The organism is Microvirga yunnanensis, from assembly GCF_025460875.1.
Genome location: NZ_JAMXFI010000001.1, coordinates 47,740 through 72,158 on the forward strand (window position 1 = coordinate 47,740; position 24,419 = coordinate 72,158).

The following is a 24,419-nucleotide window of genomic DNA, read 5'->3' on the forward strand; positions in this document are numbered from 1 at the left end:
TGCACCGCCCTCTTCGCCGGTATTCCGAAGGATACCCTCGGGACCGTTGGGACGGTCGCCACCGGTCGGGGACCTTCGGTCTACTGCGACCCAGCCAAGAACATGGTGTTTGTACGCTGGGATAATGGTCAGCAGAAGGGCGTTTTCCGCGGCGAGATTGAGACGTGCAACGAACCGCGCGTAAGAGCTTGAGAAAAGGAGAACGGCATCAGTCAAAGAACTCCACAGGGTCGCCGACTGCGAGCCATTCCCTCAACTTAATTCGCCGCGCAGCTCGCTCTATCCCGAGCTCAGCTTCGATACAGCTGTCTCGCTCCTTCTTTGCCAAGATCGCGTCTGCCGCTTTGCCGGATCGCATGTCACGCCAGAAGGTGTCGTCGGCTTCCTTCTCTGCGACAGTATTGCACCTCGCCATCAGCCATTCCGAGATTTCTGGCGGATAGCCGAAGAAATCCTTTCGGATCTCCAACGCGCTGGGCACATAGATCTCACGGGATGAAGTGCCAAACATAATATCAATGTACCTTGATTGTACGCTCATATCCCGCAGGTACTGAGAGATGGGTTCACGAAAAGAGTTTATCGCTTTGGTCGATTGCTCAAGCGTCAACTTCTGATTTGTGCGAGGATCGAGATAGGCCCGGTGGATTCCGACATACCCCTCATTCCTCCAAGCGCCAGCGGCATAGATTAAAAAGCATGCTGATGCGCAGATGCAGGGCTGATTCCTGTACCGAGGTGATCCAGGCAAGCCCAGAATCCCCTGCTCGATACAACGTGCTCTCTCACCTCCGGCATACTCCCCGTTGGCATAAACCTCATGATCCATCATCGGAGCATGAACATTCAGGAGCTGCGCCCTTACTTCCCGGCCAATCTGCATTGCAAGACCAACGTTTCCGCCAGGTGAGCGCAAGATCACCGATGACACCCGAGCCGGCGCAGCACCAAGCACCTTCTCGAATTCAACGAAATCACCTTTTTCAATCACGCCACTAATCAGAATGCTGTCGGGCTGTACATTGTCACAGGTGCCACCAGCAAAACATGACCAGGATACAAGTTCTATCGTCGCGCCGACTGCTGCGCCCGAAAAGGCTCCGAAGCAGCTTATCAAAATCGCCGCGGCAAATCTCAGCCTATGCAACATTCTTCCCCCCCCTGCACGACGACCCATCCTTTGACATTCAACCACAGCGGTTTGACCGTAGGAAGCACTCTCAAGTGGGTTGGTCATGACACATCAAGGCTTGGAAAACCGAAGTGGGCCGGTAGGGAGGCTACTCCAAGCTCTGAAATCGCTTCAGCCCCCTCGCGAGCCCGCCTCCCACGAACAGGCGGGCTTTTTATTGTGCATCTCCAATCACCCGGTGGAGAGAAACCATAGAACAAACCCCAAAAGCAGGAGCCGCTATGACCGAGCGCGAAATCGAGCAATCCACTAATGAGGGATCCGGCTACACGCTCCGCATCGTTGAGCTATCTGGGAACTACGCAGGCTTTCGTGTCCAACGCCTCGAAGAGGGAATTCTGCAGAGCCAGCCGTACTGGTACCAGCTTGCGTTCGAAGACACTCTTGATGCCGCCCGCGAGGAAGTCCGCTTGATTCATCTGGCCGGCGTCGAGCTCAAATCGCTCACCCGAGAATACATTTCCTTTGGCCGGAACGGTCCGTACACCCCCGATGGCTCATCGGCCGACTACGGCTACAAGTACGCAGAAGGGGTCTGGAAATACAATACTCCCGGGCATGGATTTATGGTCCTCGATGAGGAGCGGAACCAGCAGATCCACGAGGCGTGGAGGAATACCCGCGGCTTCTACGAGGAAGACGTCTGCTGGGCTATTGTCGCTCACCATTACCCGGAGCTGTTTACGACGCGGGATCGTCGCGACGCCAAGCGCACCCTCATCAATTACATGCCTCACGAGTACATGGCGGTGACTGGCGAGACACTCGCGCAGTCCGACAGCATGCGACTCCAGGAAGAAGCCTTTATTGAGGCATCCAGGGACAAGTGGGTGTCTATCTCGGCGAGCTCAGCCGGCAATGGCATGCTCAAGATCACCGCGACCATCGGCGGAAACAGAGCGTTTCGATCTGTTTCTCACAAGGAAAAGACCTTCCTTGTTGCAGAAGCCGAGTACGAACACCGCGCGAAGTTCGGCATGATCATCGATCCCGAAATTCACCAGGAGGTCCTACCGGACCACCCTGTCCTGGCCGCCGCCTGAAGCCGCACCCAACAATCGATTTGGATTCTTACATGATTGAGTTGACGGCGCGACCGCCGCAGTTGGATTTTTTCGAAGACGCCGAGAGCCCCGTCATGGCCGCCGCTGGCTTGGGGGTCGACAGTGTAGCGATGTTGATACACATGGTCGAGAATGGCGAACGCGTGGACGTTGCGCTATTCGCCGACACCGGAAGTGAACGACCCCAAACATATGAGTACCTCCCAATCTTCAAGGCATGGCTTGAGGAACGGGGCGTGCCATTCCACGTTGTCCGATACGAGCCCAAGAATTTCAAAAATTATCCGCCCTACCGGACGTTGGAAGCTAACCTCCTGGTCAATGGTACACTGCCGTCCAAGACGTTTGGCTATGGTTCATGCAGTCAAAAATGGAAGATCGCGCCGCAGGAGCGGTGGACGGAAAGCTGGGAGCCTGCTCGTCGCTGTTGGGCTGCTGGTGGCAAGGTCATCAAACTGATAGGGTACGACTGCAGCCCGGCTGATCAAAAGCGCTACAAGGATAGGGAAGGATACGACGATCCGAAGTACTTGTACAGATACCCACTCAGAGAGCTGGGCTGGAAGCGCGAAGATTGCATCGAACGCATCAAACAAGCTGGTTTGCCGGTTCCGATTAAAAGCGCTTGCTTCTTCTGCCCCGTTACGAAGGCCCACGAGCTTCACGATTTGGAAAAGTCTCTTCTTCGCCGGATCGTTTTGATAGAAGCACGGGCCAAACCGCGCTTGACGACAGTTCAAGGTCTTTGGCGCACTCCGGTCAAAGGCTGTCGAGGTGCGACTCCTCGCCCAGGGTCAATGACAGAGTACATCCTTGAGAAGGGCCTCCTTCCAGAGGAGGAGGTACGCATGATTGCCGAGAAAACGCCTCAACAACTCATCTCTTGGCAAGAGTCTGTCGGCGGGATTGAGCTTTCTAAGCGCCCCGATATGCAGCAGTGGATTGAGTTCTTCAATATGACATCGGGCGATCTGATGAGAACGCCTTCAACGCCGACGATCTCTGAAGGGTTTCAGAAGAAGGCTGCATAACGGCCATGTCCCCAGTCTTCTGCTGTTCCGATCGCCGCCATCGAATTCATCCACAGAAGATCGATTTGAGCAAAATCGGCTCTGCAGAAAAGCGTAGAAGCGCAGCATACACCTGAGTTATCTGTCGCATCGTGAGTAACATCTGATCTCCGGAGTAATCCCGTATGAAGACCTCTATCATGCTGGCGGTAGGCCTCGCTGCTCTCGGACTCGCAGCATGCTCCTCAGAAGACAAGGCCGTGTTGGCTTGCTCTGAGTTCGCCAACGCATACAAAGAAGCAAGGCTCAAGCCGCTGCCCAACTCGGCCCCGGCAACTTGGACCTATGACCAGGCTGTCATCAAAGGCCAATCGGTGGAAGGCAGGCTCGTCAAAGCTCGTGAGGGTTCTGAAACCAAGTATGACGATCTCGCCTGTAGCTTTGTTTACACAAGGGGCTCGAACGAGCCGGAAAAGACGTTCAAGTTGGACGTCGTTTCCTGGTCTTGGTTGAACAAGCCCGGCCACTACGCAAGGATTCTCGGTGAAGACACCGGAGCATTCGAAAAGGCGCTGCGCGATAAAGGGCTTGATCGGATCAGTTCTTCTGACACCAAGCTGGTGGTGCCGTAATAGCACTCCTCCCAATACAGCTGACTCAACTCTTCGATCAAGCCGCTGCTTATCATCCGGTAAGCAGCGGCTTTGTTCTACCTGCTTCGGCCTAAAACCTTCTCTGAACGATCAGGATTTCGTTTCATTTCAAGACTGGAATTCACATGGCTGAGGGAGACGTCGCTACGCTGGTCCTCGCTTCGAACGACGAGGCAATCGCTATTCTGTCTATGATGGAAGGTATGCTCGACGTGCTTAAAGACGATGGGCTACAGAATTCATCTGACAGTGAAGATCTTGAGGCCGCTCGGGTTTGGCTTTCCGAAATGCTCGAGCTCCATCCCTTCCCCGCTCAAATTCCGATCGAACTCTCGGCAGCAGAGCAAACCATGCTCCGCAATGCCATCTCCAATGTGAGTGACCAGGGAGAGTTTTGGGATGACGTTGAAGGCTCCGAGAAAGCCTTCACGGCTCACATTGAGAACTACAGCGGAAATCCGTAAAGACGAGACAAATATAGATCCCGGTCTTACCAATTGGAGCAACGAGCCTGCTCCAGCCGGTAGTTCTCCGCTGTGTCTAGAGGCGCATTCAGGCGGCGCGACTCTTCCATCATTCGGTTAAATACTCTCGCCGTCGCCTCAACCATTGTGTTGAACGCAAGCTGCTGGGCTTGCGGAGAGCTCAAGTGCCGCTGGTTTAGGGTCCCGGCAGCCTGGTTGATCTCAAACTGCAAGCTGCCTGCATGATTCAGGAGCGCGTTCCGGTAGATCCGAACATGTTGCATCTCGTGTTGGCGGATATTCTCATACTCACAGCTTCCTGGTCGGTACTTGGCCGCGATGAACACTTGTATTGGTTCTTTGAAGCCGAAGGTGACCGTCACCACTCGAGGCCGGTAGCATCCGGGCGTAACCTCACCCTGCAGCTTCAGATCGTATGACGGCCGAGCCTGAGCTAGTCCGTTGATATGCCATCCCGAAGGCGCCGACGACCGCACCTCGTAAGCATTCCCGGACGCTGAGACCACATTTTGCGCCGTTGTCAGAAGCACCTGGGGCTCAGGCGTAATGACATTCACCTGGATGGGCATCGGTCGACACTGAGCGTAGGCCGCCCCCGGTAGGAGCAACCCTGCAGCCACCGATATTAGGGTAATCGTCCGCACCAGTACCTCCTGATCGGCTCCTGGCCGAAATAGAAATCATTATTCCGTTTTATAAAGCCTATCGCCGGGGCTCGGAAGCCCAAACCAGCTGAAAAGTCGCACCACCCCGAAGGTCAGAACCAAAGTGTCTACGGACTGACCATCAGCAAATCCCCATAAAAGGAGAGATCATATGCCCACACTCATGCTCAAGACGTTTCAGGCTTTCCCCGCCGAGGGACCGAACGGCGCGCCGCGCACGGCTCTTGCCCGCCTTCCTGAGACGATCCCCTTCCCTGACCGCGCGGTGCCGATCACATCTGCTGCCGACGCCCAAGCCGCATTCGATAAGTACTGCGAGGATGCCATCGCTAATGGACGGCCCGCGCACGCGTTCGGCGACCTTAAGAAGGGCGACCGTGCCCCCCGCGGCTTCAAGGCATTGAAGCTCGATCGCTACGTCAACGTTTGATCTTTCAGCGACCAACAGGACGCTACATCCTTATGGCAACACTCATCCTATCTTCTCACCCGGCATCGTCTGACGGTTCCGGATTCAATTCGATCCACTTCCATCTCGACGGGTCAGAGCCACCGCTTCCTCAGGAATCCGTCGAGATCCGAACTGCCGCAGACGCAGCGGCCGCGTTCGAACAATATTCTGAGAGGGCAACCGCGAGCTCAAAAGGCATCTGGATCACGGCCAGCCTTCGCAAGGGCCAGCGTGCGCCCAGCGGCTTCCGGAAGCTGAAACTGGATCGCTTCGTCAATGTCTGACCGCCAAGCGCAAAGCGAGCTCCTCAGCAAGGCTCTGGTTATCGAAGGACGTGGCGACACCTTCGCCATCCTCGGCCCTTCTGGAGACGAGGTGCTAGCCGAAGTCCGATACCATCCGGTCGACGGCCTCGAACCTCTCGAGACCCCTTCCGGCCAGCTCGCCACACAGATGGCGGCCGCGCCGGTGCTCTTAGACGTTCTTCAGGACGCCAAGGATGAGATCGAAAACATGCTGGCCGATCTCGTCGACGCTTCTGAAGGGCACGTTCTTGCAAAAAGGACTCTTTCCAAGATCGAAACGGCTATTGCGCTGGCGTCACGGAATGCGCCCGACGCGACCTGATGGACCACAGATTGCGGGATCGCTTCAGACAACGCCATAGCCGCGCCCCTCGGGCGCGGATTTCAGATGAGGCCCGGGCGTTAAGCGCCTGGGCCTTTTTCTTTTTTGTCAAAACCAACGTTGGAATTTCCCACATCAAAACCCCCAAACGCTGGCTTCGGCCACGCGGCTTTCGGCCAAAGCCAAACGAATGAGATTGTCCATGATGTCAGAAGCTTCGACTGTCGCGATCAACCTCGCGGATCAGATCGACGAGTGCCGTGAATTTTCGCGCTCGAAGCGCGTGAATATCAGCGAGATCGCCACTCGATTCGGTATCAGCCTCAAAGAGGCCCGGTCACGCGTACAGCTCACGACGGTTGCTCCCCAGATCATCGCCCTCTTTCGGCAGGGCCACCTGGATCTGGAGCAGATCGAGGCCCTGAGCATCACGTCCGACTTCAAGGCCCAGGAAAAGGTCATCTTCCATGCCCTCAATGAGTGGGCGGCCGAGCCCGATCAGATCCGCCTCATCCTGAGCCCCATGGGCATTTCCGAGGGACACCGGCTGGTCGGGTTCGTCGGCCTTGATGCCTATAAGGCCGCCGGTGGCTTCGTTCAGCGCGACCTCTTCGGCGAACCAGGCAACGGCACCCTGTCCGATCCGTCCCTGCTGGTTCAGCTGGCCTCCCGGAGGCTCAATGCCATCTCCGGCCAGGTCAAGGCGGAAGGCTGGAAATGGGTTACGACCGGAAGCGCTCCGGACGCTGCCTGGGATATGATCCCCTATCGCTCCCCGGATCTGTCGCTTGCGGCTCCTCTGACCGCCGTCACAATCCCGAGCGAATGGATTGCGGTCTCCGGTGCCCTGATTGGTGTTGACGAGAAGGGCGCGCTCAAGATCCAGCGCGGTCTCGTAAAGCCTCAGGACCTCGAGGCTGTAAAGCAACTTGCATCGGCGAATGAGAATGTCCCGGCCGCCCAGAGGGTCGAGATCGTCACCGAGCCCCTGTCTCTCCCGCTGCAGATCGAGCAGCATGAGATCTCCGCCTCTCTTGAGGCGGCATCTGCTCCGGCGGGTGAAACCCTGCTGTCTGAGGCTGAAAGCACCTCACCGGTGGTTCCGCCCGAAGCACCGGCGGACAATACGGACCCGTTCGTCGGCGATGTCGTTATCGACACTGTTCTGGACGAGGCCGACCTTGTTTCGATCGCTCCGGACGACGAGCTCGACGGGCGTCGCAACTATCGCATCCAGCCCGGCGAACTGAAGCGCCAGGGATCCTGGAAGGAAACTGCCAGGCGGAACATCGACATCATCGAACTCGCCAAGGCCATCACCGCTGAGGGCCGGGAGGCCACAGACGAGGAGAAGTCTCTCCTCACCAAATACACGGGCTGGGGCGCCAGCGAAGTCGCCAATGGCATGTTCGGCGTAGGCTACCGCCACGACTGGTACCAGCTCTCCGACCGCTTGAAGGCTCTCCTAACGGACGACGAGTACCAGGAGGCCAAGCGCACCACCCAGTATGCCCACTACACCAGCGAGGCGGTGATCACTTCGATCTTCAGGGGCATGCAGCGCCTGGGATTTAATGGCGGCTCGATCCTTGAGCCCGGTATGGGTATCGGTCTGTTCAACGGCCTCATGCCCGAGGATATGGCCGCAGCCAGCACCTACACCGGCATCGAATACGATGCGGTCTCGGCCTCTATTGCCCGCCTCCTTTATCCCCGAAGCCATATCATCACGGGCGATTACGCCAAGACGGCACTTCCGCGGGACTTCTTCGACGCTGCCATCGGAAACCCGCCGTTCAGCTCCACCAAGGTCCTGAACGATCCGGAGTACAAGAAGCAGTCCTTCCTCCTGCACGATTACTTCATTGCCAAGACCATCGATCGCGTCCGCGAAAGCGGCATCGTTGTCCTGATCACCAGCAAGGGCACGATGGACAAGAAGAACGACAAGGCCCGCCGCTACATCGCCGAGCGTGCCGACCTTGTGGCGGCTATCCGTCTACCCCAGACCGCTTTCAAGGAGAACGCAGGGACCCAGGTCGTGACCGACGTCCTTTTCCTGCGCAGGCGCATGGCTGGCGAGAAGGTGCGCCGGACCAGCATGGGCGCTGCCCTGTACCGCACGAACGAGCGCGGTGAGGCCGTCGGCGAGCCGGTTCTCTACCTGAACGACTGGATGGAGACGGCGAAGATCGAAGTTGAAGGCTACGACTTTGAGATCAATGAGTATTTCGTCGCGAACCCCAATATGGTCCTCGGCCGACACAGCGTCAGCGGCTCGATGCACCGGGCGGTTGAATACTCCGTCGACCCTCTGACTGACGTGACCATCGAGGATGCCTTTGAGACGGCTATCCTGACCCTGCCCGAGGGCATCTATGCCCGGCGACCGAAAACCTCATCGGTCGCCTCGACCGCGGCCAACGGCCCGACCATCGACCTCGACCCGAGCAACCGGAAAGTCGGGGGGCTGTACCTCTCCGAGGACGGGACTGTCATGCAGTTCGAGAACGGGATCGGCCAGCCGCTGACGCAGCGCTTCAATTCGTCCGGGAAGGCGATCGATCTGCGCCCGAGCGAGCTCTTCTGGCTGAAGGGCTACATCAAGCTCCGCGACGCCCTGAAGAAGGCCCAGGCGGATCAGCTCAACGACGGTAACTGGGAATTCTCGCTGGCTCGCCTCAACGAGACCTACGACTCCTTCGTCAAATCCCATGGCCGGATTCTGCAATACACCGTTATCGAACGGTCCAATCCCGATGGGACCATCACCGAAACCAAGCGCTTCAAGAACGATCCCCTGATCCGGATCGACGCCGAGGGTGCGCTTGCCTACGCCCTGGAAACCATCGCAGAGGATGGGGAAATTCGCCGCGGGCCGGTCCTTCAGGGTCGGGTGCTCAAGCGGGATCAGGAACCCGCTATCAACACGACCCAGGATGCCCTGTTCGTCTCTCTGAACCGCCTTGGCCGTCTCGACATCGACGACGTGTCACGCCTTGCTCAGCTGAGCCGCGACGAGGTGATCGCGGATCTTGGCACCTCGATCTTCAAGGATCCCGCTGGCTGCCAGTGGGTCATGGCCGACGAGTACCTGTCGGGCAACGTGGTCCAGAAGCTAAGGGACGCGATGGCCGCCTGCAGCCTCGATCCGAGCTACAAGCGGAACGTGGAAGCGCTGATGGAGGTGCAGCCGAAGCCGCTGGCGGCCTCAGACATCATGGTCCGCCTCGGCGTCAACTGGATCCCGACCTCCGACATCGAGGAGTTCGCCCAAGAGGTCATCGGCGACCGGATGAAGGTTGTCTATACGGCATCGCTCGGAAACTGGACGGTCACCTGTCATCATCATGCCGTGTCCGAATGGACCTTCGATCGGATGGAATCCTCTGATGTTCTGCAGGCCCTGCTGAACAGCAAGCAGATCAAGATCGTGGATCGCCATGAGGACGGCACTTCGACCGTCAACGTGGAAGCCACCGAGAAGGCGAACGACATTGCAACAAAGATGCGCGAGGCCTTCCAGAAGTGGCTCTGGACCGATGCCGACCGCACGGAGCGTCTCGTTTCCTATTATAACGAGAACTTCAACAACATCGCCCCGCGTGTCTTCGACGGCTCGCACCTGACCCTTCCGGGCCTTTCGCTGCGGTTCTCGCCCTATGCCCACCAGAAGCGGGCTGTCTGGCGCATCATCCAGCAGGGTGACGTGTACCTGGCCCACTCTGTTGGTGCAGGCAAGACTTTCGAAATGATCGCCGGCTCAATGGAGCAGAAGCGCCTCGGGCTAATTTCGAAGCCGATGTTCGTGGTCCCGAACCATATGCTCGCCCAGTTCTCGCGGGAATTCCTCGAGATCTATCCGGCGGCGAACATCCTGGTGGCGGACGAATACAATTTCCACACCCACAACCGCCGCCGGTTCGTGGCTATGGCCGCTCTGAATAATCCCGATGCCATCATCATCACGCACTCGGCTTTTGGGCGGATCGGCATGAGCAACGAATTCTATAAGGAATTCATCGACGACCAGATCCGCGAGTGGGAATGGCTGCTACAGGACGTTGAAAGCTCCGACCGCCGCACCCGTAAGCAGATTGAACGGCGCATCGAGGCGCTGGAGCGCCGGCTGGAAGCTCGTCTCGCCTCGGACAAGAAAGATCAGGTCCTCACTTTCGAGGAACTTGGCGTCGACTTCATCAACGTAGACGAGGCACATACCTTCCGGAAACTGGATTTCGCAACGAACCAAGGAAATATCAAAGGCATCGACCCGGCTGGTTCTCAGATGGCGCTCGACCTCTTTATGAAGGTCGACTACCTCCGCCGGAACAACAAGGGCCGTGCCTTGGTCATGGCATCCGGCACCGCGATCACCAACACCATGGGCGAACTGTTCACGGTGCAGCGGTTCTTCCAGCCCGCTCAGTTGGAGGCCGATGGATTGGGCAGCTTCGATGCCTGGGCGGCTCAGTATGGCGACATTGTTGCCGGCTTCGAGCAGAACGCAGCTGGTGGCTATGAGATCGTGAGCCGCTTCGCCAAGTTCTATAACGTGCCGGAACTTATGCGCCGTGTTCGTAGCTTCATGGACATTCTTTCCAGCAAGCAGCTCGGCGAACTGGTCGAACGACCCCTCATTGAGGGAGGTCAACGACAGATCGTCGTGACGCCAGTCCCCACGGGCTATAAGGAGTATCAGAAAGAGCTCGAAGCCCGTATCAAGGCGATCCGCAACCGCTCCGGCGCCCCGAAGAAGGGCGACGACATTATCCTGACCGTGATTGCGGACGGGCGTTTCTCGGCCATCGATATGCGCTTCGTCGATCCGAACTGGCCGGCGGACCCGGACAGCAAACTCAATCGGATCCTCAGTGACGCCATCGACGCCTATCACGAGACCGCCGACTTCGAGTTCTTCGATCCGGTGACCAAGAAACCCGAGCCGCTGAAGGGGGCAACCTCCATCATCTTCACGGACATTGGCTTGGGTGAGCAATCCGCGATCAATCGCGGGTTCGACATGAAAGCCTGGATTCAGCAGCGACTGATTGACGGTGGAGTCCGCCCGGAGCACATCGCGTTCATGCGCGATCACAAGCAGCATGCCAAGAAGGAACGCCTGTTCGCAGAGATGCGCGAAGGCAAGAAGAGGATACTAATTGGCGGACGTGATATGGAAACAGGAGTGAACGTCCAAAAGCGCCTCTATGACCTCTTCCACCTGGATGCTCCGTGGTTCCCGGCTTCCGTCCAACAGCGCGAGGGCCGCATCGAGCGCCAGGGCAACCAGAATAGCTCTGTTCGTATCCGGGCCTATGCGACAAAAGGCTCTTATGACTCCACGATGTGGGGTATGAACGCCCGAAAGGCACGCTTCATCGAGCAAGCCATGAACGGCGACGACACGATCCGCAGCATGGACGACGTCTCCGAAGCCTCGGCGTTCCAGATGGCTGCCGCCTTGGCCTCCGGCGATGAGCGCTATATGCGCGTCGCCGGCCTGAGGGCTGATGTGGAGCGCCTTGAGCGCCTTCGCCAGGCCCACAACTCTGAACAGGGTAAACTGCGCTCTGAAAAGCGCTGGGCTGAGAAGACCATCGAGTCCTCTACCTCCACGGTCGATGTAATCAGGGAGGCCATCAAACAGCGCCAACCCGTCCCGGCCGGTGAATTCAACGGCACGGTCGAAGGCATCGCCTATGACAAGCGCGAGGCGTTCGGCAATGCGATCATCAAGGCGGTTGCACAACATGTGAACCGACAGACGGTGGGTAACCGCGAAATCGGCAACCTCGCCGGCTTCAATATCGTGTTCGTGGGCATCCGCCCGACGAATTTCACGAAATACGGCGCCGAGGTCTACATGGACCTCCCGGGAGACCCTGATCCGATCGTCACATACCCATTCGATCAGGACCTCGCCCCGGGCGGTATCGCAACCCGTGGCTTGAACCAGGTCGGTGGCCTGGAGCGCCTTCTTTACCGGCATGAGGACGAGATCCAGCGCAATCAGCGCAAGATCGAGCAGATCCGAAACCGCCTTGGCGTACCGTTCGCCGAGGAAGCTGTCCTGCTCGAAAAGCTGGCTGAACTCGATGCCCTTGAGGCAGAGCTCGCCGCCGAGAAAGCGGCGGAGGCCGCAGCCGCTGGAGATACTGACGAAGGCGAGGAAGCAGAAATCCCTGAAGCCGTTTCTGATGACGCAGTTCAAGACGGCATTGAGGAGGTTGCCTTAGAAGTCCCTTTAGTCTCATCGGACCTCAACCAGTTCGAGGAACCGCCCCAGCCTGCCAACGATGACCTCTCGTTTACCCAAATGGCGGTTGGGTATGCACTTTAATTCGGACTGCTGCTATAAGGTGCAAATCGGGCGAACGAAAGTTTGCGAATCGCAACATGAATACATCGATGATTGACGACAGGACCGTCTCAGCAGCAATTGAGGAACGGGTGGCATTAGCACTGCTGCTCGTCCTCAACCTTGTTGGTCTCGCCGGATGGCTCACCCTCGCCATCTTGGCGCTCCTCGGAATCGCCGGGATGCTTCGCTCTCCGGGACGCCGACCCCTCCTGCAGGCCGTCGGTCTGGAGCGGATTACCTGGAAGCAGGATCTCTATAGAGCGTGGCGAGTCCGCTATACCCAAAGCCGAATGGCCGCGAAGGGCAACTTCAGCAAACTCGATACCCTCAAGCGCTTCCGTCGCAACCTGGAATTCTACCAGAACCGCACGTTCTACATCCTGACGTTCATCCTCGCCGCCGTCCCTTACGGCTTCAACATGCCTCCGGTTTTCGCCGTCGGCATTCTCATTATGCATACGTTCGTCGCCACCTCACGGTGGCTCGCTGTACGCGAACATGAGCGGAATGTCGCTGCGCGGAACGTACTTGGAACCGCCTAATCCTATCTCCCAGTGGGAAATTGCCAGAGACAATCTGAAAACCCCAAAAAGCGTTCCATGAACGCTCGACATAGCCAGCTGCTCAACAATTCCCCGCAGTTGCTATCCCGGCTTCAACATTGACGCCGGATCATCTCCTCCAACAGTCACACTGAGGTTGACATGCGTTACCGTCCTTTCCTTTCGCTCGCCGCCTGCGCTGCTATGGCGATGTTCGCAGTGCCCGCATCTGCCGCGGATCTTCCTTTCACGTCCCAACCCGTTCCGGTGCCGGCCTTCACGGCTGTCGGCTCGGGCTATAACTGGACCGGCTTTTACGCTGGCGTGAACGCCGGGTATGGCTGGAACAACAGCGATGACGTGACGGTGTCCGGCTCGGAGGGCTTCTTCTTCAACGACGCAGCCTTCGGCGGCTTCGATACGACTGGCGGCGACGGGTTCACTGGTGGTGCCCAGGTTGGCTACAACTACCAGATTGGCAAGTTCGTGGTCGGCGCGGAAGCTGACATCAACTATGCCGACCAGGAAATCAGGTCCTTCGGCGCCCTCGACTCCGCCTTCGTCAATGAGTCTCTGGAGTTTCGCTCCGATCTCGAATGGTTCGGCACTGTCCGCGCCCGCGTCGGCTTCGTTCCGGTTGACCGCTTCCTCGTATATGCGACCGGCGGTCTTGCCTATGGCTCGGTCGATGTTTCAGCAACTGACACCCTGACCCTCCCGCGCCTCGGACGGACCGAGATCTGGAGTGGCAAGGACTCGGACACGAAGTTCGGCTGGACCCTGGGTGCTGGCGCTGAATACGCGATCACAAACAACCTCACCGCTCGCCTCGAAGGCCTTTATGTGGATCTCGAGGACACGAAGGTCGCTGGCGCTTACACTGGTGACACCGCCGTTCTCGCAGAAGACACCTTCACGGCAAAGGCCGACAACAAGTTCACGGTCCTCCGTGCAGGTCTGAACTATAAGTTCTAATCCTCAAACGCGCCGTTTAGAGGAAAAGAGAAGGCCCGGTGCTTCACACCGGGCCTTCTTTATGCTCGCGCACAAACTCCATCTAGCGCACGCCGTCCATTTCTTCACATCTTGGATTGCCTGACAGAACGCACATTCGCTTAAAGAGCAAGTGGAGTTCTGACCTCCAAGTGTCGACGAGCCGATTCACCTGCAACGGTCTTAGGCAAACATCCTCCCCTTCCTGTGCGGGTAATGCCTCCGCCCGAATCCGACACCCCTCAAGGAAGCTGGTTGGGATCGTAGCTACATTCTTGATATCCCTGAGCGCGCACGTTTGACGTAATACCACAGGTTGTCGCGTAGTGCCGCCGCCCCCGATCATACGAGGGCTTCCGTCTGCCACTAAACCGGGCGGACAAGACGGGCTAGTGGAATCGACATTTTCGTTGTAGGTCAGTGCACAGGCCTTCACTCGCACCTGTACGCATTTGTGGTCAACAACGAAAATATCCCTCGGATCGTTTGTGAGTTCAGCAAAAAACTGGAATGCTTCGACATGGAGCGCATCGCCTGCTCTCAACGAAACAAACTGCGACGCTTCCGCCCTGGTACGAAGTGGCACTCGGCCGAAAGCAGGATCAGCAAGAAACGCCTGCCGTAGAGTATAGGCAGCTTCTGGATTATTCTCGGTTAATGTCTGAGCCGCAGTTGCAGTGACACGATCGAGAAGTCTGTCGCGTATATCAAGCAGTGCACTCCCGCTATTTGGCGTATCAATCAGATTCAGTCTTAGCGCTGATGCACTCGGAAGCGGCACCAGCAGCGGAGAGCCATCGCTTTTCACGAGTTTCAGGTGCCAGCCATACTGGTCGCCGGCCGTGACCAACTCCAGAGGAAGATCCGGGAATAGCTCAATTAGGGCCGCTGGATGCCTCAGCTTAACGGCATGGTCATACTCAAAGAGCCCGGCACCTTTTGCGCGAAGCCCAGCCGCGATGATACGGTCTATGACATTGCGCTCAAATGCCGGATTATCACTCAGAAGACACGAGAGCACCAAATACTCGTGCTTAGCCCACTCTTCTTTCTTGAGGCCATCATCTGGAGCTGCGCCAGCTCTCGGCACGCAGCGCTCGGCGACGAACCTTTTTACCTCGTCGCTTTTGAAGTCAACCAGTGTCCCGAATTTCAGGGCCTTGATCCGCTCTCCGAGCCTCTCAGCAACCAGCCCTCCACTATGCAAAAGAGTTTGCGCATTTGCGATATTAACTAAGTCTAGGTATCTGCGAGGCCAGTCGGTGGCCATAGAACGGGGTATGTTCCTGTCGAGTTGCCCCGCTGCCAGCTCCTCTTCAGTCGCTAGGCGATGACGCGGCGGCCGATTCCGATCGTTCTGAATCAGCTCCCAGTACGGAGCGATGAACATACTGGTTTCAACAATTTCGCGGACTACGCCCGGAGCCAAGGTATACTCAAGCGCGTCACTGGCGTTGATGGGTGCTCCTTCGACGTTAGTATAGCCTGCATAGGAGGGGATATCAGCATCGGCGCAGTTCAATTTTACATCCGGAATGTCTGCGAATTTCCTGGGCGCCGCGCTCAGCACGGATAGGAGGCGATTCTGGCAGTTTGGCTTCTCGGATATCCCCAACGCATAGTAGGTTACATCGCGCATCCTTCGCTGGATCCAAGGATACAAGCTTCTGTTCCCAACGTCTTGGTGCTCAAAGCGAAATGCCTGGTGCACCATCATCACGAGATTTGCCTGCTCCGGCCGAGTTTGCGGGGGCTCGACGATCTTCATTTGGTCAAGGAGCGTGGAACAAGTGCTAAACGTCGGCGTGTCCCGTCCCTGATCAGCATCGAAGTGACGCCGTCGATCCTCAAAACTCTGGAACATTCCGTTTCGCATCCGATAAGGTTCAGCTTGAGCTGTTCGGACGAACTCCGTACACGCGCTAAATGGTTTCCCAACTAGCTCATACAGTAGCTTCTCATTTGCTAGATCTACCTTTGACTCTACCTCTTCCAATCGAGCGAGGATGGCTCGCGTGCTCATTTGGATCTGCTCGGAAATTTGTTCCAGACGCCTTAACGTCTCGATTTGCAAGTCGATAATTTTTTTCAGAGTATCCATTATCTCAGCGTGCCGGCTCGCCGCCGCTGCATCAGGATCTGCACCTCCCCCACCAAAGAGACCGTTCAGGGACTGCGCTGCGCCATACCAGTTTCCTAACGCAATATTGGAAATAAGATTAACAGCAGAACTAGCATCGTTGATGTTCTTCTGCAGGTTGTAGTTGTCTATGGGGATACCAATTCCCTTTGCCAAATTACCAAGAGTACCAAGGCCTGACAGTCCGTTCAAAACAACGTCGCGCCTGTCCATAATGGCGGTGACGTTTCTTAGCTTCGCCCGTAAATCCTCACGTTCGGGTCCTTTGAGTTCGGGTAGGAATCCGTCATCCAATGCTAGTAGCTTTTGATGAGGCGTCATCTCGCGCCACATCGCTGACTGAACTGCGACTGACGGATCGGGAGCGGACATCTGTTTTTCTAGAGCGGCCAGATCAGCTTCTATGCCTTCCCGCAACGCACTAACAGCCCGTGTAGAATTGTCGAGCTCCCCTTGAAGAGCATGAAGGCCCTTGCCGAGTAGGGACATCTCATCCTTCATTGCCGATAAGGAAGCATCTGTATCGACACGGAGTTGATCGAGCTGGGACTGGCTCTGTTCGCTCAGAAAGATGACCGCGTCATTGAGTAGGTCCGTCCGTGCTCCGAGAATGTCTGTTTGGACCTCGACCGGCAACCCAGCCAGAATGCCTCTCGACATCAAATCTCCGGCAGCCCCAAACAGTTCTCGACGCGCCTCAACTTGATTATGAGGCGAGATCCCAACAGATCGCCATTTCGCAAGCACCACCGGATCAGCATCGGCAACGACTCTTCGCACTGCCGATGTTACGGCCGATCGGTATTTCCTTTCATTCGCCTCGGTCAGAGTTTGAGCTATATCGCCGCTATTGGTTGAAATTGCTTGAGTGCCCAATTTCCCTGCTAACTTCGAACCGACTTTTGACGCTGCGGTGCCGCCGCCTGGGATCAGCGAGAAAACAGATGTTAGATCTGCGTTCCCCTCCTTAAAAGACTCGATTCCATGCCGTCGTTTCAAGTAATCCTTCCTCGCGGTGTCGATGCTTTGCATCATGTCGAAAACCGGTTTCGAATACGCGGGAGTGAAAGGAGCGGTCTTGGTTGGTGATAGTGGATTCGAGATCCGCTCTCGATGAACTTGGGTGGCGGCATCCCGTGCTAGAGAGGTGTCGGTTCGGAGCGTCCGAGGGCCGTATTCAGCTGCTAGGATCGACTGAATGACTGGCGAACCGTGCTCAACGCCATGAGCCCGGATCTTAATCGAACTAGTCGAAACCGCTGCTGGTTGCTGGGCCGCCGTGGGTGACACCCATATAAGAGCAGTCGCCGCAACACTAACTCGACTTAAGAAGCGGTACCCAGGCATATCCGTGGCCTCCCTCTTATTAATGGAAATAGACTAGCACATGCTCCACGAGTGCGTTTGATGCTAAAGAGACTGAAATTAATACCTAAGAGATACATTCGGTTACTTGATTTATGATATTAGGACCGATGGCGTCTGAACATTGGGCAGGAGGCATCCCTTGCGCGGTAACCGGACCCTTACATGTTCAGTTTTATTCTTCTTGATTTGCGTGGACCCTTCTTTGGTCCGCAGTCAGGAAGTAATGGTCGTTGATCAGCAGTGTGTCGAAAGCAAAGTGCTGGCTTGTATGAAAGAGTGGAAACTTGCCGGCAAGTCTGCACTATCACCCAGACGCCCAACGTGTCCGGCGGGAACGAGAGTCGTTGAATTAGGTAGGCGAGGAGATTTCACCGATTACGAATGCCACTTCGAAGCGCCGGCTTTTCTTTCCCAAGGTCGCGGCTCCGTGACGGCCGAAGAACTAAGAACATTTCACGAAACTCTGCGGCACTGTAGCACAATAGCGGAGGCCTTTCCGGGATCGTTATCTTATGTGCCGAACGATAGCTGTTTGCGTCCGCTTAGGGCCAATGAGCTTGTAGGAATTTGGCGAGACGAGGTGCGTGCCCTCTTCAAGCAACTCTGTGCCGTTTCAGGCAGTGCTAAGTGTTTGGAGTTAGACACGCCTCGTTAGGTGTTGTTAGAGTTTGCACCTATTTGGTATCGAACGACGCTGAATACTGAGTCCAACGGATCGGTGAGATCGCCCTCGAGAGCAGGAAGTGACCATCGTCTATCGACCGTATGTTAGCCTGCTAGCCGCGCTTTAAGGGATTACCTACCGAGCCTGCGCGGCTGCGTTGACTTTATTTAAGGGTATTCCACTAGGCCCAGCGATAGCTGGGCCCAGGTAATGTAGGCCTCGGCTATCGAGATATCCCATGATCGCGGCCACGGACTGGACGACCAAGATCGACGCTTAGATTAAGCGGCGCCATATTCATAGCTTTGGCCTGGTCCAGCACCTTATCGGCTCCCGTCGGCTCCATCCCCGCAGGGAAGTTCGAGGGATCGGCAGCGAACGCTCCGATCTGGTGTACAACGCTCTTCGGAAGCGTCTCAGCGCCGGTTTCCGGCGAAACCGAAATCCCAGGATCCTTCAACTCGCGGCTGGATATAGGCTTGCCGCGATCGTCCAATTGCGAGAACACAGCCCGGCCATCGGAAATTTCCACCGCGCCCGCCCCGCCCCGCCCGGAGAACCGGGCCTCCTTGCTGACGCGTCCGTCCTTGTTGAGCATGGTCGCCACATCGGTTTCACGATTGCCGACGCCGACGATCTGTTCCAGCGAGCTCTCCCCCATCGCTTTGCTCCCGATTTGGAGAGCCTTGTCGGCCTGGGAGGACAGATCGACTCCGTTCTCCCCCAGTCTTAGCGATCCTTCCGGCAACTCGCTCACGAAGTTGCGCTTCCGTACAACACCGTCCTCGGTCTTCTGGGCATAAGCCGACATGGTTTCTCGGCCGCCCCCCGTGGAAAGTGCGATAACGCTCTGATCCTCTTTACTCCCAGGGTCCTTATGCCCAAGGACGAACGTCTTGGTATCCGTTGGCTCCAATGAGGCTAGCTTTCCTTCTGAGACTAGCCTCCCGCCCTCTGTCTGGCTTTGTCCAGGAAGGTTGATACCGACCGCGCCAGCGACTTCCGCAAGCTTACCGTTCGCCTGCTGCATCCCTGCCTGGTCGAGCCGAACCGCCTGTTCCGCCCACTCACCCTTCTGCGGGGCGACTCCCGCCGCCTTTGCCTGTTCCGCAGCCTGTGGAGTGTCGGGATCAACGCCTGTCAGGTACTTCACCATGGCCCGGCGGGCGAGAATGACCAGTTCCATAGTTCCATATGCAAGGCCAGCATAGGCGCCGAACCGCGCTGCACCCTCGGCGAGTCCCGAAAGCTTGTCGTTCCGTTCCGCCCTCTTCAGAAACGAATTGGCTACATCGCCGATACCGTCGTTGCCATCCCTGCGCGAACTCCGCTCTGGGTGGCTGCTGGATCCAGGCGTTCTCGAATCATCAGACCGGTCGTGGGGCCTCTGATGGGCCGACGGGCTATCTAAATGTCTGTCCGACTTTACCCCGAATCCGTCGATATGTGGTTTCTTTCCTGCCATCGGGCACTCCTATGAACCCACCGCTTTTAACACGAAGTCCGAATTAAAAACACATTTGTACGCTTTGCGGTTCAGGAAAGCCGATTTTAATGGTATGATCAGGAATCGTAGTTGCGTTTGGTTCCCATACTCCCAGTTTCGGATTCTCTGATGCCCGTTGATCACGAACTCCGGCAGGCGATGCAAGATCGCGTGACCACCCAGGCCTCGGAACTCTTGGCAACCGGCCAGAATGTCCTGGTTGTCTCGCCTACAGGGTCCGGCAAGACCAATATGTTCACGGACGTCATCAACAAGACGCTCCAGCGCAAGCCTGATGCCAACATCCTCGTCATGCAGGATCTGATCGCGGTCGCGCAACAGAACAAGCGGCGTGCTGAAAGCCTTGGGCATAAGAGCACTTCGCTCGGCATAGACGGGAAACTCGACCAGACCGGTCAGATTGTCTACGCGCTCCCTGAAACCGTGATGGCAAATATCCGGTCTTTGAAGCCCTATGACCTCCTGGTTGTCGACGAATGCCACCACGCAAGTGAGAATGCCGACTCCCAGCACTCCGCCATCATTAACGCGGCTCGGGCCATCAATCCCGACTTAGTGGTGATGGGAGCAACCGCTACCCACGAGCGACCTGACGGCAAGGAACTCCATCCGGATCTGGCGAATGCGAAGCTCCTGAGGGTTTCCTATCAGGAAGCCCTGAAGATGGGTGCGATCGTACCGACGCGAACGGTCACCCCGTATATCGCCCTCAAAGACGGATCCTCGATCGAGGCTGCGGTCAGCAAATACATCGATCCGAGAAATCCGATCGAAACACAGTCCGGCATCCAAAGCCATGTCCGAAACAACCGGCCGGCGGACTACCATAAGCGGTGCGTTCAGGCATGGGCTAAGGAGGGGGGCTCCACCATGCCAACCTTCGCCTATACCGGCACTATCAAAGACGCCGAGAGTCTTGCCAAAGCCTTCAAGGATGCTGGCTTCGCGGCCCAGACCGTCCATTCCCAGCTGTCTCCCACTCAGATCGACAAGGCTTTCAGCGATTATCGTCAGGGTGCCGTCCAGGTCCTCTGCAGCGTCGATATGCTCATCGAAGGGGTGGACGAAACAAAGACCGCCTGCATCCTTAACGCAAAAGAGATCACCAGCCGCGCCGAGAAGCAGCAAATGGAAGGTCGCGGCATGAGAGCCCACACGGAACGAGACGGTTCCGGGGCTGTAACCTTCGACAAGAAGGAGTGCTTGGTCATCGATATGGGAGCCTCGACCGTCCTTCACGGACGAATGGAGGATTATATTGAGATTGAGGCCTATGTCGTGGAAGGGCCGAACGCGAGCAACTATCGCCCGTGGCGGCGTCTGACCAAGGAGAGCGATCAAACGGAGGTTCTTGGCCTCCATACAGGAGACAAGAGCCTGTTCGCCGTTCGCCCCCCGGGTTCACGCTCATATCTTCTATATGAAAAGACGGAGAACACTGGAGGGCGGAAGCAGGGACAGGTCCGTGACATTAAACCTGCTCGGCCCAGCGCCGTCACAAGGATCGATCTATCTAAGATTGGCCATGAAGCCGTGCGCCGGAACATCTCTCTGTTCACGGTTCTTGAATCAACCCGCGTCGACAAGGGTGACGGCAAACGCACCCGGAAGATGACGAAGATCCTGATCGACAGTTTCAGGGAATCCAGGGGATCGCTGATGACCTTTACCCGCTTGCAAGTCCAGCACGCGAGGAACGCACAGGCTGTTGCAAGATGAATTGAGTGGTTCAGGAGGGCGACAACGCCCTCCTAGAATGATTACGCCGGTCCCACCTGACTATTGGCGTAGCGTGATGCTGAATTGGCCGCGCGAGGGGCTTCCCTTCACGGATGTTCCCACGTCACCGGGCAAAGCTCTTAATGATTAGGAATGCCGCCGCTATGCCGATGATCCACTGAAGGCGATCCAACGCGAGCAGGATCTTTTCAGCGTGTTTGGATGTTTCGCGCGGCTTCGCGTTTCCGAAGATGTCTGGAACAGCCCACTCCTCGCCGACCCGACCTAGGCTCTGGTCTACATCGATGCTCACCAGTTCGGCGAAAGTGGCTTTCTCGCCCGGGATCACGCCGTACCTTTCCAATCCCGATGCGAAGCAAGGCATGTGGAGGGTTAGATAGACACTTGCCGGAGCCGAGTTAGTCCAGAAGTTACTGAAGAGTGAGTCAAATAACTCCCCGCTGAGCCGGACAGAGATGGCTGCGATGTTCTCGTCCGTTGGTAAAATAATTACTTCGCCTCCCCGTTCCAAATCGGGAGAATGGTAGAATGCTATTTCGATCTCACGCAGTTCTCGACGTAATATCCCACCATCGTAGGGGAAGATCTTCTTGTCACATTGTACATTGCGACACACGACCCTTCGGTTGAGAGTGTGCTCGTCGACCTCAAACTCAATTTTGCCTGGAGTCTTCTCAACGTAAGGCCATTTTTGGGTCACGCCCTTCAACTTATTGCCGTCCTTGTCACGCACTACGCTTTCAAAATAGCCCGCGTTTCGAGTGCTGACATCGTGGGAGATCATGCGCAGATGGAGATGTGTTCTGCTTAGGCTGTCAGGCTGCTCCTTCTTCCTATGCAGGATAAGCTTGGTCTCGCCTTGTGCCTCGACTTTGGTGACGTCTTCCAACAACCTTGCGCCCCGTTTGGATCAATAGCTGAGCGAAATCATAGGCATAACCTGCTCGAATTAAAGGAATCAAAAGGCGGTTTCCCCAGGTCTTGGCATACTCTTCCGACTAGTCTGCTGGCGAAGTCCGGCAAAAGCAGTGTTGACAAGCAAGAGTAGGAGCAAATGGTCGGAGTATCCGCCCCTCCGCAAACCATCCTTCTAACCAAAGAAATATCAAATTGATCCCAATGTGTTCTTGAAATTACACATTGAAGCAATCCCCAATGTCCGAGATCGGCGAACAAAAATCATCCCTTATCAACCTTTTGGTCGGTCTCTACATTAAGAAGACCTACTTCCGGATCACACGCAGCCGCGGCGGCGTGTTCTTCCCCAGCCAGGACGAAGTCGCTGACCAGTTTCGTGGCATCTTGGCGGAGGCTCTTGGGCCCCAGCAGGCGCAAGCGATCCTCTCCAATTGCATCGACGCCGCCCGAACCCTCGTCCACAAAGCGATGGGCCAGGTAAGATTCGATCCCGCCTCGGAATGCCATACTGGCTTCTGCAAAGAACTGACCGACCCTGCCAATGCCGACGATATAGAGGCGCTTCGCGAGCGCATGAAGACCGCCAACGATCGGGCGCTCGCCGACGCTATCAGTGCCTTGGCCCAAGCCAACGCTACCCTGCCCCACCAGACCCCACTTCAGGAGCCCGTCACCGACCTTGTGACGACGGCAACTCCGCCCTCTCTCAGTTCGGCGCCGTCAGGCGGTTATGAACCAGTCGGTCGGCTCGCTCTCGACCGAGAGATCCTCTCGAGCGGTGACCGTCTGATCGAAAAGGCCACCAGCGGCAAGTTCCGGAGCCTTGAGAGCGTCTTCAGCAAGCTCGTTGAGGCCGACCGGATCGCAATCTCCAAACCCGCGATCGCACCCTCAGCCCAGATTGTCCCGGCTCACGGCAGCTATCCAGAAGGGCGCCCACACCAGGTCAAAGCCGCGGATCTCTTCGCGGATGCGCTGCGCCACCCAAGCGACGCCGACAAGCTGGATTTCCCCGTTACCATTTTTGAATGGTCCGGCCAGCATCCACGCGTTCCGAACATCGATCATAGTCATCGCTTCGACATCGAGCAGCTTCGCCTCATCCTCTGGGCAATGGACAGAGGGTACAATTCAGTTCTCACTGGCCCGCCGGGATGTGGGAAGACCACGGTGACCAGAGAGGTTGCCGGCAGGCTACGGCGCCCCTGGTACCGGATCCCCATGCACGGTGACATGGGCAAACGTGACATGCTCGGTGGCTTCAAGCAGATCAGCACCCACCAGGGACCAGAAACCCGCTGGTTCGACGGGCTCCTCACTCAAGCGATCACCCAGCCGGCCGTCATCGACGTAGACGAAATCGACCGGGCCGATCCGGATCTCCAGTACATCGCGCACCAACTCTACGAGGGCGAAGGCATCACCATCCTGGAGGATGAAGGTCGCTTTGTGCCTCCCCATCCCAAGGTGGCGCTGCTGGCTACGGCGAACACAAAGGGTCGGGCCGACAGCCTAAACCGCTATCAGATGATCAATGAGATGTCGGAGGCCACCCGTGACCGCTTCTCTGTCTGGGTCGATATGGACTATGCGCCGCCCGATGAGGAGGCCGAAATCCTAACCGAACGAGGCATCATCAAGAGTCCCTCGGCCGCGACCAACATCATCAAAGTGGCGAACCTGATCCGGGCCGCCTACAAGAAGGGCGAGATCAGCACCACCTGCAGCTTCCGTCAGCTCGAAGCGGCTGCCGACCTCGCCTCGTTCTACGGTGACGAATGTGAGGCCGTCCGGCGGATCCTCTATGCCCGGGCCCCTACGCTGGCCGATGCCAAGACAATCTATGAGCTCGCTCATCAGATTTACGGCCCGTCCTGGAATCCTCCGGCTCCTTTCTGACCAGCACCATCATGACCACCATTCCAGGGTACATCCTGCGCCGGGAGATTGCCTCAACGCTCTCGGCAATGGGGAACCGCCGCTTCAACATAACGTTCAGAGGAAGCCGAGCTTTCACTGATGGCGTGCACATAAAT

The 24,419-nt window shown here is 56.9% G+C and carries 16 protein-coding genes; 12 read left to right on the plus strand and 4 right to left on the minus strand.

What is annotated here, in order from left to right; genetic code table 11:
* Positions 1-208: 208 nt before the first annotated feature.
* Positions 209-1,150: a COG3904 family protein gene (locus NF876_RS00230; RefSeq protein ID WP_262267008.1), complete on the minus strand. Its 942-nt coding sequence runs from the start codon at positions 1,148-1,150 to the stop codon at positions 209-211.
* Positions 1,151-1,413: 263 nt separating this feature from the next.
* On the opposite strand from NF876_RS00230, the gene NF876_RS00235 reads away from it, so the two are divergent.
* The 10 genes from NF876_RS00235 (at position 1,414) to NF876_RS00280 (ending at position 14,028) form a co-directional block, all read left to right on the plus strand.
* Entirely contained in the window at positions 1,414-2,235 is an 822-nt protein-coding gene (locus tag NF876_RS00235; protein WP_262267009.1) for a DUF7007 domain-containing protein, read from the plus strand.
* Between the two features lie 32 nt (positions 2,236-2,267).
* Positions 2,268-3,287 (plus strand): adenine nucleotide alpha hydrolase family protein, encoded by a 1,020-nt coding sequence (locus NF876_RS00240; RefSeq protein WP_262267010.1) that lies wholly within the window; start codon positions 2,268-2,270, stop codon positions 3,285-3,287.
* Positions 3,288-3,451: 164 nt separating this feature from the next.
* Positions 3,452-3,898, plus strand: a complete 447-nt coding sequence (locus NF876_RS00245) for a hypothetical protein (protein ID WP_262267011.1) — start codon at positions 3,452-3,454, stop codon at positions 3,896-3,898.
* Between the two features lie 146 nt (positions 3,899-4,044).
* A complete protein-coding gene (locus tag NF876_RS00250) occupies positions 4,045-4,383 on the plus strand; it encodes a hypothetical protein (RefSeq protein WP_262267012.1) in 339 nt (112 codons plus the stop codon).
* A gap of 837 nt (positions 4,384-5,220) precedes the next feature.
* Positions 5,221-5,499: a hypothetical protein gene (locus NF876_RS00255; RefSeq protein ID WP_262267013.1), complete on the plus strand. Its 279-nt coding sequence runs from the start codon at positions 5,221-5,223 to the stop codon at positions 5,497-5,499.
* A 32-nt stretch (positions 5,500-5,531) separates the two neighbouring features.
* Positions 5,532-5,804, plus strand: a complete 273-nt coding sequence (locus NF876_RS00260; RefSeq protein WP_262267014.1) for a hypothetical protein — start codon at positions 5,532-5,534, stop codon at positions 5,802-5,804.
* Positions 5,797-6,147 carry a hypothetical protein gene (locus NF876_RS00265; protein WP_262267015.1) on the plus strand — a complete coding sequence of 117 codons (351 nt, stop codon included), beginning with the start codon at positions 5,797-5,799 and terminating at the stop codon, positions 6,145-6,147. Before NF876_RS00260 ends, NF876_RS00265 begins: the two co-directional genes overlap by 8 nt.
* Positions 6,148-6,349: 202 nt before the next feature.
* Positions 6,350-12,490, plus strand: coding sequence for a helicase-like domain-containing protein (locus NF876_RS00270; protein WP_262267016.1), 6,141 nt, complete (start codon positions 6,350-6,352; stop codon positions 12,488-12,490).
* Positions 12,491-12,600: 110 nt separating this feature from the next.
* Positions 12,601-13,053: a hypothetical protein gene (locus NF876_RS00275; RefSeq protein ID WP_262267017.1), complete on the plus strand. Its 453-nt coding sequence runs from the start codon at positions 12,601-12,603 to the stop codon at positions 13,051-13,053.
* Positions 13,054-13,215: 162 nt separating this feature from the next.
* The gene (locus tag NF876_RS00280) at positions 13,216-14,028 is read left to right on the plus strand and encodes an outer membrane protein (protein WP_262267018.1); all 813 of its coding nucleotides are present in this window, start codon (positions 13,216-13,218) and stop codon (positions 14,026-14,028) included.
* Positions 14,029-14,110: 82 nt separating this feature from the next.
* Here NF876_RS00280 and NF876_RS00285 read toward each other — a convergent pair whose 3' ends face one another.
* Entirely contained in the window at positions 14,111-17,221 is a 3,111-nt protein-coding gene (locus tag NF876_RS00285; RefSeq protein ID WP_262267019.1) for a hypothetical protein, read from the minus strand.
* A gap of 1,220 nt (positions 17,222-18,441) precedes the next feature.
* Positions 18,442-19,683 carry a hypothetical protein gene (locus tag NF876_RS00290; protein ID WP_262267020.1) on the minus strand — a complete coding sequence of 414 codons (1,242 nt, stop codon included), beginning with the start codon at positions 19,681-19,683 and terminating at the stop codon, positions 18,442-18,444.
* A 150-nt stretch (positions 19,684-19,833) separates the two neighbouring features.
* Between NF876_RS00290 and NF876_RS00295 the strand changes: the two genes are divergently transcribed.
* Complete coding sequence (locus NF876_RS00295) at positions 19,834-21,444, plus strand: DEAD/DEAH box helicase (protein WP_262267021.1); 1,611 nt, start codon at positions 19,834-19,836, stop codon at positions 21,442-21,444.
* A 124-nt stretch (positions 21,445-21,568) separates the two neighbouring features.
* Here NF876_RS00295 and NF876_RS00300 read toward each other — a convergent pair whose 3' ends face one another.
* Positions 21,569-22,354, minus strand: coding sequence for a hypothetical protein (locus tag NF876_RS00300; RefSeq protein ID WP_262267022.1), 786 nt, complete (start codon positions 22,352-22,354; stop codon positions 21,569-21,571).
* Between the two features lie 266 nt (positions 22,355-22,620).
* On the opposite strand from NF876_RS00300, the gene NF876_RS00305 reads away from it, so the two are divergent.
* On the plus strand, positions 22,621-24,282 hold the full coding sequence (locus NF876_RS00305) for an AAA family ATPase (protein WP_262267023.1): 1,662 nt from the start codon (positions 22,621-22,623) through the stop codon (positions 24,280-24,282).
* Positions 24,283-24,419: the final 137 nt, after the last annotated feature.

Coding starts and splice junctions, on each gene's coding strand:
- NF876_RS00230 (WP_262267008.1), bottom strand. CDS start 1,150: ATGTTGCATAGGCTGAGATTTGCCGCGGCGATTTTGATAAGCTGCTTC.
- NF876_RS00235 (WP_262267009.1), top strand. CDS start 1,414: ATGACCGAGCGCGAAATCGAGCAATCCACTAATGAGGGATCCGGCTAC.
- NF876_RS00240 (WP_262267010.1), top strand. CDS start 2,268: ATGATTGAGTTGACGGCGCGACCGCCGCAGTTGGATTTTTTCGAAGAC.
- NF876_RS00245 (WP_262267011.1), top strand. CDS start 3,452: ATGAAGACCTCTATCATGCTGGCGGTAGGCCTCGCTGCTCTCGGACTC.
- NF876_RS00250 (WP_262267012.1), top strand. CDS start 4,045: ATGGCTGAGGGAGACGTCGCTACGCTGGTCCTCGCTTCGAACGACGAG.
- NF876_RS00255 (WP_262267013.1), top strand. CDS start 5,221: ATGCCCACACTCATGCTCAAGACGTTTCAGGCTTTCCCCGCCGAGGGA.
- NF876_RS00260 (WP_262267014.1), top strand. CDS start 5,532: ATGGCAACACTCATCCTATCTTCTCACCCGGCATCGTCTGACGGTTCC.
- NF876_RS00265 (WP_262267015.1), top strand. CDS start 5,797: ATGTCTGACCGCCAAGCGCAAAGCGAGCTCCTCAGCAAGGCTCTGGTT.
- NF876_RS00270 (WP_262267016.1), top strand. CDS start 6,350: ATGATGTCAGAAGCTTCGACTGTCGCGATCAACCTCGCGGATCAGATC.
- NF876_RS00280 (WP_262267018.1), top strand. CDS start 13,216: ATGCGTTACCGTCCTTTCCTTTCGCTCGCCGCCTGCGCTGCTATGGCG.
- NF876_RS00285 (WP_262267019.1), bottom strand. CDS start 17,221: ATGATGCAAAGCATCGACACCGCGAGGAAGGATTACTTGAAACGACGG.
- NF876_RS00290 (WP_262267020.1), bottom strand. CDS start 19,683: ATGGCAGGAAAGAAACCACATATCGACGGATTCGGGGTAAAGTCGGAC.
- NF876_RS00295 (WP_262267021.1), top strand. CDS start 19,834: ATGCCCGTTGATCACGAACTCCGGCAGGCGATGCAAGATCGCGTGACC.
- NF876_RS00305 (WP_262267023.1), top strand. CDS start 22,621: ATGTCCGAGATCGGCGAACAAAAATCATCCCTTATCAACCTTTTGGTC.